General features: G+C 47.1%; 14 protein-coding genes. 10 read left to right on the top strand and 4 right to left on the bottom strand.

Annotated features, from left to right (window positions below; translation table 11 throughout):
• Nucleotides 1-46: 46 nt before the first annotated feature.
• A complete protein-coding gene (locus JT717_RS11760; RefSeq protein WP_205510665.1) occupies nucleotides 47-1,237 on the bottom strand; it encodes a Gfo/Idh/MocA family protein in 1,191 nt (396 codons plus the stop codon).
• 231 nt (nucleotides 1,238-1,468) lie between these two features.
• On the opposite strand from JT717_RS11760, the gene JT717_RS28620 reads away from it, so the two are divergent.
• The gene (locus tag JT717_RS28620; protein WP_255552951.1) at nucleotides 1,469-1,594 is read left to right on the top strand and encodes a hypothetical protein; all 126 of its coding nucleotides are present in this window, start codon (nucleotides 1,469-1,471) and stop codon (nucleotides 1,592-1,594) included.
• On the opposite strand, the gene JT717_RS11755 is transcribed toward JT717_RS28620, so the two are convergent.
• Nucleotides 1,591-3,750 carry a xanthine dehydrogenase family protein molybdopterin-binding subunit gene (locus tag JT717_RS11755; RefSeq protein WP_205510664.1) on the bottom strand — a complete coding sequence of 720 codons (2,160 nt, stop codon included), beginning with the start codon at nucleotides 3,748-3,750 and terminating at the stop codon, nucleotides 1,591-1,593. The two genes, JT717_RS28620 and JT717_RS11755, sit on opposite strands and share 4 nt — an antisense overlap.
• A 66-nt stretch (nucleotides 3,751-3,816) precedes the next feature.
• Entirely contained in the window at nucleotides 3,817-4,299 is a 483-nt protein-coding gene (locus JT717_RS11750; RefSeq protein ID WP_205510663.1) for a (2Fe-2S)-binding protein, read from the bottom strand.
• A gap of 273 nt (nucleotides 4,300-4,572) precedes the next feature.
• Between JT717_RS11750 and JT717_RS11745 the strand changes: the two genes are divergently transcribed.
• From JT717_RS11745 to JT717_RS11705, 9 genes are all read left to right on the top strand, one after another.
• Complete coding sequence (locus JT717_RS11745; RefSeq protein WP_205510662.1) at nucleotides 4,573-5,733, top strand: XdhC family protein; 1,161 nt, start codon at nucleotides 4,573-4,575, stop codon at nucleotides 5,731-5,733.
• A 781-nt stretch (nucleotides 5,734-6,514) separates the two neighbouring features.
• Nucleotides 6,515-7,117 carry a nucleotidyltransferase family protein gene (locus JT717_RS11740; RefSeq protein WP_205510661.1) on the top strand — a complete coding sequence of 201 codons (603 nt, stop codon included), beginning with the start codon at nucleotides 6,515-6,517 and terminating at the stop codon, nucleotides 7,115-7,117.
• Nucleotides 7,118-7,309: 192 nt separating this feature from the next.
• Nucleotides 7,310-8,290 carry a GTP 3',8-cyclase MoaA gene (gene moaA / locus JT717_RS11735; RefSeq protein ID WP_205510660.1) on the top strand — a complete coding sequence of 327 codons (981 nt, stop codon included), beginning with the start codon at nucleotides 7,310-7,312 and terminating at the stop codon, nucleotides 8,288-8,290.
• Nucleotides 8,291-8,300: 10 nt separating this feature from the next.
• Complete coding sequence (locus JT717_RS11730; RefSeq protein ID WP_205510659.1) at nucleotides 8,301-9,485, top strand: molybdopterin molybdotransferase MoeA; 1,185 nt, start codon at nucleotides 8,301-8,303, stop codon at nucleotides 9,483-9,485.
• 122 nt (nucleotides 9,486-9,607) lie between these two features.
• Entirely contained in the window at nucleotides 9,608-10,399 is a 792-nt protein-coding gene (locus tag JT717_RS11725; RefSeq protein ID WP_205510658.1) for a sulfite exporter TauE/SafE family protein, read from the top strand.
• A gap of 116 nt (nucleotides 10,400-10,515) precedes the next feature.
• Nucleotides 10,516-10,749, top strand: coding sequence for a MoaD/ThiS family protein (locus tag JT717_RS11720; protein ID WP_205510657.1), 234 nt, complete (start codon nucleotides 10,516-10,518; stop codon nucleotides 10,747-10,749).
• Between the two features lie 124 nt (nucleotides 10,750-10,873).
• Nucleotides 10,874-11,320: a molybdenum cofactor biosynthesis protein MoaE gene (locus tag JT717_RS11715; protein WP_205510656.1), complete on the top strand. Its 447-nt coding sequence runs from the start codon at nucleotides 10,874-10,876 to the stop codon at nucleotides 11,318-11,320.
• 273 nt (nucleotides 11,321-11,593) lie between these two features.
• On the top strand, nucleotides 11,594-12,505 hold the full coding sequence (moaCB, locus tag JT717_RS11710) for a bifunctional molybdenum cofactor biosynthesis protein MoaC/MoaB (protein ID WP_205510655.1): 912 nt from the start codon (nucleotides 11,594-11,596) through the stop codon (nucleotides 12,503-12,505).
• 527 nt (nucleotides 12,506-13,032) lie between these two features.
• Nucleotides 13,033-13,731, top strand: a complete 699-nt coding sequence (locus JT717_RS11705) for an SRPBCC family protein (RefSeq protein WP_205510654.1) — start codon at nucleotides 13,033-13,035, stop codon at nucleotides 13,729-13,731.
• Between the two features lie 75 nt (nucleotides 13,732-13,806).
• Here the strand turns inward: JT717_RS11705 and JT717_RS11700 are convergent, their stop codons facing one another.
• Entirely contained in the window at nucleotides 13,807-14,307 is a 501-nt protein-coding gene (locus JT717_RS11700; protein ID WP_205510653.1) for a response regulator, read from the bottom strand.
• Nucleotides 14,308-14,358: the final 51 nt, after the last annotated feature.

Here is a 14,358-nt window from a genome sequence, read left to right as displayed (position 1 = left end):
GCGTTTTGTGTATCCTTGTCCGCTTTTGGCGGAGCTTGCGTTCGAATTATATATAGAAATTTGGAAACTCAATAGTAGCGCCATCTTGCTGTGCCGACAGTTTGGCCAAAACGCCTATCACGCTGTTCGTTGCTGCTGTACAAACCGGTAAATGACCAGTGGCAGGCGCCGAAACGGCTTTTACGAAATCATGCAGCGCCAGGGCTGCAGATTCATGACCAGGCAATTGCTTATACCGGTGTAACTGTTGATCGGTTGCAGGAAATTTATCTTTCAGATCGATGCTGGCAGTGCTTGCCCCGGTAAGCCGAACGGTTCTGGAAATATCCATCCAGCTGCCGCCGGTGGCCTGTAACCGGAAGCCGGTTGAAAAGGGCTGACCGGTAGGCGCATTTGATTGCAGATAAACCGTTTGACCCTGCCCGGCATGCAGGCGGATCGTGTTTACGAGTCCATTCGCAACGTATAAGCGGCCGCTTTTGGCGTTTGTCTTAGTGATCACATAATCCTGCAATTGTTGCTGTACACGCAGCGATACGTAGGGATTGTTTGCTGAAATGCCCAGCAATTGCGCCGTTGCGGTTGCCGGATACAAGGCATAAGGCAGCTTGTGTTCATTGGTTTTGTTCAAACTGGCATAAGCGGCGCCCGCATGAATGGATTGCAGTTCGCCTAATTCGCCAACCTTTACCATTTCCTGAATAGCTAGCAGGTCGCGGCGATAGCTTAATTCATCGAGCGTAATATATTGTTTGCCGCTTTGCTTACTGATGTTCACGATATCCCAATGCTCTTCTACCGTACTGCCCATGATGGGGCCGCAGGCCACGTGTTTTCCGGCCAGTAAAGCAGCCTTTGCAATTTCATAATGGGTAAACCAGGGAGTGCCGATGATCACCGCATCAATATCAGGGCGGGAAAGCAACGCCTCGTAAGCGGAATTGCCTTCCTCGTAAAAGGCAGGAAGTGTCAAACGCTTTCGTTGAAATAATTCTTTGGTTGCCTGCAATGCGGCCAGGTCATGCTCGCCAATGGCGATTACTTCAATGTCTTTGTGCAGCAGCGCTGTTTCCAGGTAAGTACGGCCCCAGGCACCTGTTCCAATAAACGCTAAACGCAAACGGGAACCGGTGGAAGCGGTTAACCACGACGGAAATAAAGTAACAGCAGGAGCCAGCAGGGCAACATTTTTAATAAACTGTCTGCGGGCGGCAGTAGTTGGTTGAGGGGTTTTCACGAGTCAGGTTTCGTAAATAATGCCGCAAAGATATATGTTATTTTAAACAGGCATATTAAATTACCCATATGAGTGGTAGTGTCATATTGATGGTAATTTTAATGTAGGCTGACTTTCAATGACCCATACTTGCTGTTTATTTTGCGGAAAACACAATGGTAACAAGTTACAGGCAGCAGCACAATGCAGTTACCGGTTACCAGTTACCTGTTACCGGGCAAAATATCAAGGGTGACTTACTGTATCGGTCAGCTCGATATTCAGTGGCTGGTGAACCAGAGGCCGGAAACCTGGTATCATGCAACCCTGCAACCTGAAACCTGCAACCTGAAACCTGTAACCTGGAACCTGCATTAGATCTCTTTCATATTGAACGGCAATTTCCGGATCCGTTTTCCGGTAAGATCGAAAATTGCATTGCACAGGGCCGGGGCAAAAGGTGGCAGACCTGGTTCACCAACACCACCGGGTTTTTCTTCATTCTCCATAATATATACCTCAATATCGGGCACATCGTTTATACGAGGCATCTGGTATTGATGAAAATTGGTTTCAACAGCTTTGCCGTCGGCAAAATGAGTCTCATGGGTAGTGGCGGCGCCCAGGGCCATTACGATACTGCCTTCAACCTGCGCCCTGATGATATCAGGATTTACATACCAGCCACAATCCATTACGGCTACTATCCGGTCTATTTTCAATTTACCATCTGCCTGGCGCGAAACTTTCACCGCTTCACCCACTACACTTTTAAAACACTCGGTGATGGCAACGCCCCAGCCGGAATTTTTGGCCCTCGATCTCCAGCCGGTCTTTTCTTCCAGCATATCTATCAATGCCGCATAACGTTCTTCGCGCAGGTGCTGGCGCCGGAAATCGAGCGGATCTTTTTCAGCGGCAATGGCCAGTTCATCCATAAAGCTTTCGTAGGCAAAGCCATTGGTAGAAGAATACACCGACCGCCACCACATAACGGGGATCGTTGAGTCGGTAGGGATATCGGCGAAACTGTAATGTTCAATGCCATTAATAAAAGCTTCTGAAAGTCCTTCCGTGGTGCTGTCGTTATAACTGCTTTTATCGGCCTTTGGCCACTGGTGCCCCATATTCTGGGCAGCCATTTTGGTTTGAAAAGCGGCAATGCGGCCCTGGTTCAAGCCGGCCTTGCATTCGTATACCGCACCAGGGCGGAAAGGTCCCTGTGTCATATCATCCTCGCGCGTCCACACTACCTGCACAGGCGCTTTTATTTCTTTTGAGATCAGGGCCGCTTCGGTAGTATAATCGGTAAATGCTTTTCTGCCAAAACCACCGCCTAAAAAGGTCATGTGCACAGTAATATTCTCCATGGGCAGCTTTAACCGGTCGGCCAGGTCGCGTTGGATCCAGTCGGGTCCCTGGATAGGACCATAGATCGTTACCTGATCGCCTTTTACATCGGCTATACAATTCAGTGGCTCCATACAGGCATGCGCTTCGTATGGGGTTTCGTATACGGCTTCCAGTTTCTTCGCTGCTTTGCCGAAAGCAGCTTCAAAATGGCCACCGGTACGTTGCGACAAACCCGGCTTTTTCAGATCTTCCTTCATGCGGGTGTATAAACCGGCCGTATCCAGGTGTTCAAACCCCGACGTATCCCATTCCACTTTCAATGCCTTGCGGGCCTGCATGGCGGCCCAGGTATTATCGGCAACAATGGCTATACCTTCCCTGATCGTATCGAAAACCGGCATTTGCACTTTGATAACATGTTTTACCCCGGGCATTGACCGTACGGCACTGTCGTCAACATGTTTCACTTTTCCCAGGAAGTGCGGACTGCGTTCTACCACGGCATATAACATACCGGGTAATTTTTTATCAAGGCCAAATATCGCTTTGCCATTTATTTTATCAGCATTGTCCTGCCGGGGCAATGGCTTGCCGATGATCTTGTAATCTTTTCTTTCTTTTAGTGGAACGGTTTTCGGCGGCGTAAGTTTTGCGGCTTCTTCTACCAGTTCACCATAACCGAGCTTTTTATTGGAAGGGCGGTGAATGACGGCGCCGTTCAGCGCATAACATTCTTCTTTCGGCACCGTCCATTTTTTGGCAGCGGCTTCCAGCAACATTTCACGGGCAGTGGCGCCAGTTCTTAGCAAATGTTTATAGGCGCCCCGTACGGTAGAACTGCCACCGGTGATCTGGTTGCCATATTTGGTTTGATGGCCGGGTGCAAAGGCGATCTCCACATCGTCGAGCGATACTTCCAGTTCTTCTGCGATCATCTGCGGCACGGCCTGGAATGAGCCCTGTCCCATTTCTGACCGGTGGTTCAGGATGAATACTTTTCCGGTTTTATCGATAGAAATAAATGCATTCAGGGGAATGCCCAGGTTTTCTGCGGTTTCAGCAGTCATAATGGTACTTTCTTCTGCAAGGGCAGGAAAGTAAAACCCTATAGTGAGCGCGGCGCTGGTAAAACTGCTTAGTTTCAGGAAAGCGCGGCGGTTGATGGAATTTTTTGATTGCATAACAAGTTTGATTTAACAGGTCGAAGCTTCATCGGAGAACGGAAGAAAAGGTTGCATGCAGCAGGTTCAGAAACCTTTTGCCGGTGGCTGTTTCATCAGAGCGGCTGCTTTATGGATCGCTTTACGGATGCGGGGATAGGTGCCGCAGCGGCAGATATTTCCCTGCATGGCGATATCGATGTCCCGGTCGCTGGGGTTTGGATTGCGCTTTAACAAGGCTGCTGCCGACATGATCTGCCCCGTTTGGCAATAACCGCACTGGGGTACCTGCTCGGCCAGCCAGGCTTGCTGCACGGCATGTGAATTATCGGTACTCAAACCTTCAATGGTCGTGATCTTCTGATTACCTACTGCGGAAACGGGCATAGAGCAGCTGCGGATGGCATTGCCGTTGAGATGCACCGTGCAGGCGCCGCACTGGGCCATACCACAACCATATTTGGTTCCAGTTAAATTTAAGAGATCGCGCAAGACCCACAGCAGGGGCATTTTCGGATCAGCTTCTACAGCATGCGTAGTGCCGTTGATACTGAGTTTGTAGGAAGCCATAAAATTGGGTGATTTAAGAGAATGTTAAGGTACGATATTGAACATGCGGGTTCTCAAATATTATTCTAATGGCTATGGAATTATGCCCAACGCCGTTGGTCGAATTTGCATAAAAATATGTGTACCAACTGTTGTAACTTTAATATAATTGCCATAGATATAAATCAGTTTACATGAAATGAGCCAAAAAATTTTCGGGCAAATTGACGGCAGAAGCGCAGCAAATTTTTATGGCGAATTCCAGGTGGCTAAAAAAGAAATTAAAATTAGCACATGAAAGAAATACAGGCCATCATACAGGCCTTTGAGGAAGCGCAGCAGCAGGGCAAACAAACAGCGCTGGCTACAGTAGTGCATGTACAGGGTTCTTCCTATCGCCGTCCGGGGGCGCGCATGTTAATTACCCAGGATGGACAACTCACCGGAGCTATCAGCGGTGGTTGCCTGGAAGGCGATGCCTTGCGCAAGGCCCTGCTCGTAATGGCGCAACAGCAACCCATGCTGGTGACTTACGATACAACGGATGAAGACGATGCGAAATTAGGGGTTGGACTAGGCTGCGAAGGCATTATACATATTGTTATAGAACCGATCGTACCGGGCCGGCCTGATAATCCCATTCAATTATTAAAGGACATCAACGCCCAGCGCCAACATGCCGTGCTGGTCATGCTGTTCTCATTGAACGACCGGCGCGAAGTGCAGCCCGGCACCTGTTTGCTGCAATTACCTGGTGGAACAGTTTCCGCACGTTTAAGCAATGAAGCCCTGCAAAAGGCCATTGCAACGGATGCTAAAACTGCTTTCATCAACCAGGTGTCGGCCACAAAAACATATGTAGCGGAAGGAAAACAATTCACGGCCTTTATTGAACTGATAAAACCTGCTGTGTCGGTGGTCATCATTGGCGCAGGTAATGATGCCATACCGGTGGCGCAAATGGCGCATGTACTCGGCTGGCAGGTAACCGTAGCCGATGGCCGGCCGGCCTATGCAACAGCAGCCCGGTTTCCCACGGCTACCCGGGTGCTGGTGGCCAAACCCGATCAGGTAATTGAGCAGGTTACCGTAGATGCTCAAACGGTATTTGTGCTGATGACCCATAATTATAATTATGACCTGAAACTGTTCCGGCAATTGCTCAACCGGGGTTTACCCTATATTGGCATGCTGGGCCCGCGTAAAAAACTGGTGCGGATGCTCGATGAATTAAAGGCCGAAGGCATTGAACCAACGCCGGCACAAATGGCAGCGGTATTTGGTCCGGTTGGCCTGAACATCGGTGCCGAAAATGCTGAGGAGATCGCATTGTCCATCGTTGCAGAGATTAAAGCCGTTATTGCCGGCAGAACCGGTGAATCGCTACGGAATAGTGCTGATACCATTCATCCCCGGGTGGAGAAGGAGATCGAGGAAGTGAAGCTTGGTGATTAGGGGGCATTGGTGGATGGTCAAGGGTGAATGGGGCAATAAGCAACAGGCAATTGGCAAAAAGGCAATGGTCTGTTGGCTGAAATGAATGGCCAATCAGGTGATCCTTGGTTCTATTATATCGCATTGAAGTGTATATTTTAGATCTTGAGCGCTGCTTTATTGTAATTGCGCTTTACTTTATGCGATTTGAGCTATTTATTTTGCGAGTTCAGTTATCAGTTTGCTGAATGGAGTATTTATCAGGTAATATCTCCGGCTCATTGGAAGATATTAGTTATTGATACGGCCAATTCATGATTTACTTTCATAAAAAGAGATGGCTATATGAACAATGTGCCTTCTGCTTTACCAAAAGTGCCAGCTGCTACGAAAGAAGTTGGACGCAATCCGGTTAACCGACTAACCAATTCGAAAAACGGTTGCACCAATTCGCTAATGCGGTCGCTGAAGTGGTGAACAGTTTGAGAAATTCCCGAAAAGGAAATATGAATTCGACAGGTAATCGATCGAATTCACAAAAAGTAATCCTGAATTTGACAAAAGAGAGATCATATCGGTAAAAATTAATCATAATCTCAACAAAAAAGTGATCAAATTCATTAATAGAACTGTTGAAGTAAAAAAATTGACCGGAAGGTCGGGTTCAGGGCTTTAAAGTGGGACATTAAACCATACGCAGTATAAAAGAAGTAAGGTAAGCGCAGCAATCAATTTACATTAACCAAAAAAATAAAAGCTTCCCGTTAAGAGGGCTGAATCCCTCTTCAGGAGCTTGAGGCCTATGACAATCTTCCATACCGATATCGTAATTCTCGCCGCAGGAGCATCTACGCGTTTAGGCCAGCCGAAACAGTTATTGCCCTGGCAGGGAAGCACGCTCTTGCGGCACGCTGTAGAAACGGCTTTGGCTGTCACCACAAACCCGGTGGTGGTCACCGGCGCCAATGCAGAAAGCCTGGCCAGCGCAATAGACGCCGGCAAAGCGAAGATCGTGTACAATCCCGATTGGCAAGAGGGGATCGCCTCCTCCATCCGCTGTGGTTTGCAAACCTTGCTGAACCGCACGCCAGCACCTGACCAGGTGATCTTTATGGTATGCGATCAACCCTTTGTAAGCCCGGAATTATTGCTGGAGCTGATCAATGAACGGCAAAACACCGGTAAACCCATTGTGGCCAGCGCCTATGCCGGCACCCTGGGCATCCCGGCTTTGTTTGATAGCACCTTGTTCGCGCAACTGCTTGATCTACAGGGCGACACAGGTGCAAAACAATTGATAAAGGCAAATCCCGGCAATACCGCTGAAGTGTTATTTCCGCAAGGAAATATCGATATCGATACGGTGGGAGAATATGAAGCGTTAATGGAAAAATTGAAAAGTTAATATCGTGTGCCAGTTAACGGGTTGACAAAGTGGTGGAATTTAATGAGTTGGCGGAATTGGCACTTTCACGGGAGGCTAAGCAGCTATTTTGCATAAAGCCAAAAATCTGTAGCAAGCCTAACTATTTGAACTTGTTAACTAGTGAACTTGTCAACTAGTTAACTTAATTTTACTACTCAACCAATGCAGGAAATGATAATTGATCAGTTTAACAGGGTGCACGATTATTTACGGATCTCATTGACCGATAATTGTAATTTTCGCTGCTTTTATTGTATGCCTGAAGAGGAATACGAATTTACGCCCGCTTCCAAACTGATGCAGGCGTTTGAAATAGAAGCCATCGCGAAAACATTTGTAAGTATGGGGGTGAAAAAGATCCGGTTAACCGGTGGCGAACCGCTGGTACGGAAAGATGCTGCCGACATCATACTTGCCCTGTCGAAACTGCCTGTTACCTTAACGCTTACTACCAATGGCGCCCGCCTGCATGAATTTATACCTACGCTGAAACAGGCAGGCATCAGCTCACTCAATGTAAGCCTGGATACCTTACAAGCCGATAAATTTCAGCTCATCACCCGCCGCGATCAGTTTCAGCGCGTATACGACAATATTCACCTCCTGCTCGAAAACGACATTCGCGCCAAAGTGAATGTAGTAGTGATGAAGGATTTCAATGAGCAGGAGATCAATGACTTTGTTGCCTGGACGAAAAACACGCCTGTGCATGTACGCTTTATTGAGTTCATGCCCTTCCAGGGTAACCGGTGGACGAGCAATAAAGTGCTTACCTGGCAGCAGATCCTGCAGATCGTTGAAGCCGAATATTCCTTCATCCGCCTGAAAGATGAATTGAACGATACCGCTAAGAAATATATGGTGCCCGGCCATGCCGGAAGCTTTGCCGTCATCAGTACGATGAGCGCTCCCTTCTGCAGCACCTGCAACCGGATGCGCCTCACAGCAGATGGTAAAATGAAAAACTGCCTTTTTTCAAAAGAAGAGACAGATCTGCTTGGCACCTTAAGAAACGGGGGCGATATCATGCCCCTGATCCGGCAGAGCATTCATGCAAAGGCCAGGGAGTTGGGCGGACAACTAAGTACCGATTTCGAACGCCTGGAAGCCAGCGCCATCCAGAACCGCAGCATGATCACCATCGGAGGTTAATATCAGCGTCATGATCTCTGTAAAAGAAGCAAAAAATTTGATCCGCGCCAATGCCAGGGCATTGACGCCGGTAACCATACCATTAGCCGCCGCCGCAGGCCGCGTGCTCGCAGCCGATGTTTTGGCCAGAACCGATATCCCCGCATTCAATCAATCGGCTATGGACGGCTACGCGCTATCGTTCGCCGGTTACGAATTACATAAGAAACTGAATATTCAGGGCGAAGTGCCCGCCGGTGCGCCGGATCTCTCGCTGTTAGAGGCGAACCAGGCCATGCGCATCTTTACCGGGGCGCCTGTTCCGGCCGGGGCCGATACCGTGGTGATGCAGGAAAAAGTGCAAGCTGTCAGTGGCCAGCTCACCATTCTTGACGATCAGTTAAAAGCTGGCAGCAATGTGCGGCTAAAAGGTTCAGAGATAAAAGCCGGTGAACAGGTTTTATTGAAAGGACAAAGACTAACGCCGGCAGCGATGGGCTTTTTAGCCACAACCGGTGTGCCGGAAGTAACGGTGTATCCAACACCGATAATGAGTATCATCGTTACTGGTAATGAACTGCAGCAGCCCGGTAAGGCATTGTTGCATGGCCAGGTGTATGAATGCAATTCATTTCAACTGCGGGCGGCATTACAGGAATTGCAGATAGAAAAGGTTCCCGTATTTGAAGCCAAAGACGATCCCAAAACAGTAAAAGATACCTTGCAAAATGCATTGGAGAATAGCGATGTGGTGCTGTTAACCGGTGGCGTTAGTGTAGGCAATTATGATTTTGTGCCCGAAGCCGCAGCAGCCTGTGGCGTAACCACCCTCTTCCATAAATTAAAGCAGCGGCCTGGTAAACCCTTGTTCGTAGGAACCAAAGGAAATAAATGGGTATTTGGATTACCCGGTAATCCTTCATCGGTACTCACCTGTTTTTATGAATATGTGATACCGGCTTTGGAAAACCTGATGCAGTTGCCACCGGTGATAAAGACCATTACAGCAACACTATCGAAGCCATATACGAAAAATGCGGTGTTGACCTTTTTCCTGAAAGGATATTATGACGGACAAACCGTAACGCCGCTGGATGCCCAGGAATCGTACCGGCTTCGATCCTTTGCCATGGCCAATTGCCTCTTGTGTTTGCCTGAGGAGAAAATGGAATACAATGCCGGGGACGAAGTGGAGGTTCATTTGCTGCCGTCATAGTTGAAAGTTCATTCATATTAGTTATTGAGTTATTGAGTTAATGAGTTATTGAGTTTGTATTTTTCCTTATCAACTGTATTGACTCTATCAACTTATAAAAGATCACCGCTATCAATTTTACCATGGAGCTGTCATTTTACGGTCTTCTGTTTATAGTCGCCTTTCTCTACGCTTCTGTAGGTCATGGCGGAGCGAGTGGTTACCTGGCCCTGATGGCTTTGTTTGGCATAGCGCCCGAAGTGATGAAGCCCACCGCCCTGATGTTGAACCTGTTTGTATCCCTTACTTCCTTTATCCAGTTCTATCGCGGTAAACATTTCAAATGGCAGATCTTTCTGCCCTTTGCCATTGCTTCCATTCCCATGGCCTACCTGGGTGGATTGATCCACATCGACGGCGATATCTATAAAAAGATCCTGGGACTGCTCCTGTTAATACCGGTGATTCGTTTCTGGTTCTTCAGTAATCTGGATGTGACCGGGTTCAGGCCTGCGAATGGGATGCTGTCATTGGTGATCGGTGGTACTATTGGTTTTATATCGGGCCTTATTGGCATTGGCGGCGGCATCATTTTATCACCCATTTTGTTAATGCTTAAATGGACCGATCAAAAGCAAACGGCAGCGATCAGTGCCCTGTTCATTTTCGTGAATTCGATCGCCGGCCTGCTGGGACAATTACAGAAAGGTATTCATTTTAGCGCCGATATGTATTGGTATGTGGCCGTCGCCTTTATCGGCGGACTGGCAGGCGCCTATTTCGGCGCATTGCGGTTCAAGCAGGCGGTATTGAAGAATATCCTGGCTTCGGCATTGCTGGTAGCCTCTATAAAACTGATCTTTGCAGCTACCGACAAAAAGCCAGCGGATAAGAATATGCAAGCGCCAGCGCGGGTGAGCAATACAGCAAATTGAACGCTGGAAAAGCAGGCAAAGGCCATATTCAATTTGTTAAGTAAATTTGTGGTCATAGCAATTCGAGATCATAAAGAGATCTCAGATCAGGCATCATCAATCAGTAAATCATTTTTATGCCGGTACAGGTTATTGTGTTTGGACAACTGACAGATATTATGGGAAACAACCCCGTAATGGTCGACAATGCGGCGGATACCAGCGAATTGATCGAGCAATTGAATATCCGCTTTCCCGCCCTGGTGAATAAACCATACATTATTGCCGTTGACAGGCAGATTGTAACCGGGCATACTGCTTTGTCGGGAAACAATACCGTGGCCTTATTGCCGCCGTTTGCAGGAGGATAGGTTCAAAAAGAAAAAGGCAAAAAGGCAACAAGTTTCGGGCGGCGCAGGATCGGTTACTGATAATAGGAACAGCGGCTATTCACCATTGACCATTCACCATTGACCATTCACCAAAAGCATCATCATGATCACAGAACGCAAGCCAAAGAACATATTTACGCAGGGGCCCATTGCCCCTTCCTTTATTGCCGACAGCATTCAAAAGCATGAGACCAAAACAAATATCGGTGGTCATAGTATTTTTTTGGGACAGGTAAGAGCCGATCTTATCAATGGCCAAAAAGTAGCGGCCATAGAATATACGGCCTATGAAGAAATGGCTTTGGAAAAAATGCATGTGATCAGGGAAGATGTTTTTGCCAAATATCCGCTGGTCTGTATGCACGTGCATCACAGTCTGGGTAAGATAGCGGCCGGCGAAATTTGCCTGTTCGTCTTCACCTCCTCGGCCCACCGCAAAGCAGCCATCGATGCCTGTACAGAAGTCGTGGAAAGACTAAAAGCCGAATTACCGATCTGGGGAAAAGAGATCTTCGAGGATGAAAGTTACCAGTGGAAGGAGAATAAATAACTAATTAGCTAATGTGCTGATTAGCTGATGTGCTAATGAAATACAATGTGCTGATTAGCTAATTAGCTGATGTGCTTATGAAATACAGAAATACAATGTGCTGATTAGCTAATTAGCTGATGTGCTAATGAAATACAGTGAAAACAGCAATATTCGAAATATGAGCGTTGCCGATTGTCTATTGACCATTGCCCATTGACCATTGCCCATTGCCTTGTCTATTGCCCATTGACCATTGCTCATTGACCGTTCACCAAGAGAGACTAACCAAGAATGATAAACATAACCCACAAAGTAAACAGTTTACGCCAGGCCATCGCCACTGCAATTGTGAAAGTATCCAAACAGGAAACCATCGATGCCATTCAGCAACGCAAAGTACCCAAAGGCGATGTGTTTGAGTTCAGCCGGGCGGCAGGATTGCTGGCCATCAAAAAAACAAGCGATGTTATTCCCGATTGTCATCCACTACCGGTTGAGTTTGCGGGTATCACACATGCCGTGGAAGGGCTGAACATTATTATAACTGTAGAAGTACATACTATTTATAAAACCGGGGTAGAAGTGGAGGCCATGCACGGCGCATCGGTAACGGCCCTGACCATGTACGATATGCTGAAACCGATCGATAAAGAAATCGAGATCAGCACCATAAAGCTCGTTAATAAAAAAGGCGGCAAAACCGATTTCAAGGACTCTTTGACCAAAAGCCTGCGCTGTGCGGTGATCGTTTGCAGCGACAGCATTTCAGCGGGCGAAAAAGAAGACAGGGCCGGTAAGGTGATCCTGCAAAAATTAAAACAATATAATCTTGCTGCAGGCGTATACGAGGTGATCCCCGATGAAGTGGATCTCATTCAGGCAAAAGTGAAACAGCTGGTAAGCGAAGAATACAATTTGGTATTGTTTACCGGCGGCACCGGCCTTTCTCCACGGGATGTAACACCCGAAGCTATAACCCCCTTGCTCGATCGCGCCATTCCCGGTATTATGGAAGCGGCCCGTCAGTACGGGCAGCAGCGCACACCCTATGCCATGTTGTCGCGGGGCCTGGCCGGTTTTATCCAAAATACCCTGGTGCTTACCCTGCCTGGTTCAACTAAAGGCGCTGAAGAGACCATGGACGCCTTGTTCCCATATATACTACACATTTTCAGAGTAGCCGAAGGCATGAGACACGATTAAGAGATTTTCGATTGCGGGATTTTGAGATTTACGATTTATTTAATCCAGGCCCAAGAGATTTTCGATTGCGGGATTTCGAGATGTACGATTTATCTAAAACCAGGGGTTTTCGATTGCGTGTTTTTGAGATGTACGATTTATCTAAAACCCAAGGGGTTTTCGATTGCGGGATTTTGAGATGTACGATTTATTTAATGCAGGCCCAAGAGAATTTTTCGATTGCTGGATTCGGGATGTAGAGATTTATTTCATTGCGGCCTTTTGACAAACCGGCAAATCCCAAAATCTCAAAATCTCAAAATCTCGAAATCAGAAATCCCGAAATCAGTAATCCCGAAATCAGAAATCCCGAAATCAGAAATCCCGAAATCAAGGGATCGCGTGAATCGTAGAAAAAAGGCCACAATTTTATCGCTGACCTATAGAGTATGTAAAATCGGTAACGCTTTCTCCCGGGCATGCTTGGTATAGTATTTTGATAATTAATGCAATTCTTCATTATACTATCCACTTTAAAATTATAGATTATGCACAGCAACCGGGACAAATTAATGAGCTCAGCCTCCTGTCAAAGGCTTGCTTCTGTTGTTGGAGGAATGATGTTAATTGGCAGTGCATTCAACCGAAATTCTTCCAGACGTTTTTTAAAAGCCGCAGTAGGTTGTTACCTGACCTATAAAGGACTTGCCGGCAAACGGACCTTCGGTGAAATGTATCAATCCATTGAGAAAGTAGCCCACGGCCGTTCTCTTAACTTAAGGGTATCGATGGTGGTCAATAAACCGCGCGAAGAAGTATATGCCGCCTGGCGCAACCTCAGCAACCTGCCTTCATTCATGAAGCACCTGAAACGGGTGGAAGAACAGGATGAATTATACTCTAATTGGGTAATGGAACTGCCAGGCCATGTAGGCACCCTGCAATGGCATGCAGAGATCGTAAAAGAACGTTACGGTGAAATGATCGCCTGGCAAAGTCTGCCTGGTTCATCGATCGATAATGCAGGTAAAGTAGGTTTCCGCGACTCATTGGGCGGACAAGGAACTACCGTTGATGTAGTGCTTACTTATCATGCGCCCTTGGGCAAAGCCGGCGAACAGGTGGCCCGGTTATTTACACCGGTGTTCAAAAGGATCATCGAAGACGAAATAAGAGGTTTCAAGGATTTTGTGGAAACACATCAAACGGTATTAATACCCAATAACACAAGTATGAATACCCAATAGCACGATGTAAGAAGTGTAGATTATGAGGTAGGCGATCTTATATTCCCTGCCTCATATTTTTATTTAAAGCCTGAGCTAATTAGGAACATATTCTCTCAAATGCACTGAAGCCTCAAAGAAACTGGTAAGGATCAGAATATCTTCGGGGCTGCACCATTTCATTCCTTTTGCATCGTATACCGGCGCCACCGCGGCAGGCGGCGCTGCTACCGGCAGCATGTTATTCAGGTTCTCCAGTAATTTTGCTTCGCTGAGGGCTTCCCGGCCATGAGGTTCGGGCTGCTGCTGCGGCCAGATATTTTCATATACTTCCTCCTCATAGGTCTTGCCTGACAGAAAAAGTATTGGTATCAATTTATTGTCCTTCCTGATCCGATGGGCCAGTAAGAGGTTGGTCTGTACCGACTGATTATTATCCAGCAATACCAGGTCGGGGTTTTTATCAGCATAATATTGCCAGGCTTCGGATGTATTTGAACAAAACCAAACCCGGTAACCGGCCTGCTGTAACACCCGTTTAACAAAAAGGCCCAACACCAAATTATCTTCTGCCAGTAATATAGTAACCCCCTTCATAAAATGTATTAATGACAATTTGCTACAATAATTGTGTTACATAACAATTAT

The sequence above is a fragment of the Longitalea arenae genome, assembly GCF_016924755.1.
In the GTDB taxonomy this organism is placed as follows: Bacteria; Bacteroidota; Bacteroidia; order Chitinophagales; family Chitinophagaceae; genus Niastella; species Niastella arenae.
This window is presented reverse-complemented; position numbering and strand designations above follow the sequence as displayed.

What these genes read in the sequence shown, in the direction of transcription:
- JT717_RS11720 (WP_205510657.1), top strand. Translation starts at nt 10,516, where the DNA reads ATGCCGGTACAGGTTATTGTGTTTGGACAACTGACAGATATTATGGGA.
- JT717_RS11705 (WP_205510654.1), top strand. Translation starts at nt 13,033, where the DNA reads ATGCACAGCAACCGGGACAAATTAATGAGCTCAGCCTCCTGTCAAAGG.
- JT717_RS11725 (WP_205510658.1), top strand. Translation starts at nt 9,608, where the DNA reads ATGGAGCTGTCATTTTACGGTCTTCTGTTTATAGTCGCCTTTCTCTAC.
- moaCB (WP_205510655.1), top strand. Translation starts at nt 11,594, where the DNA reads ATGATAAACATAACCCACAAAGTAAACAGTTTACGCCAGGCCATCGCC.
- JT717_RS11700 (WP_205510653.1), bottom strand. Translation starts at nt 14,307, where the DNA reads ATGAAGGGGGTTACTATATTACTGGCAGAAGATAATTTGGTGTTGGGC.
- JT717_RS11750 (WP_205510663.1), bottom strand. Translation starts at nt 4,299, where the DNA reads ATGGCTTCCTACAAACTCAGTATCAACGGCACTACGCATGCTGTAGAA.
- moaA (WP_205510660.1), top strand. Translation starts at nt 7,310, where the DNA reads ATGATAATTGATCAGTTTAACAGGGTGCACGATTATTTACGGATCTCA.
- JT717_RS11755 (WP_205510664.1), bottom strand. Translation starts at nt 3,750, where the DNA reads ATGCAATCAAAAAATTCCATCAACCGCCGCGCTTTCCTGAAACTAAGC.
- JT717_RS11745 (WP_205510662.1), top strand. Translation starts at nt 4,573, where the DNA reads ATGAAAGAAATACAGGCCATCATACAGGCCTTTGAGGAAGCGCAGCAG.
- JT717_RS11740 (WP_205510661.1), top strand. Translation starts at nt 6,515, where the DNA reads ATGACAATCTTCCATACCGATATCGTAATTCTCGCCGCAGGAGCATCT.
- JT717_RS11715 (WP_205510656.1), top strand. Translation starts at nt 10,874, where the DNA reads ATGATCACAGAACGCAAGCCAAAGAACATATTTACGCAGGGGCCCATT.
- JT717_RS11730 (WP_205510659.1), top strand. Translation starts at nt 8,301, where the DNA reads ATGATCTCTGTAAAAGAAGCAAAAAATTTGATCCGCGCCAATGCCAGG.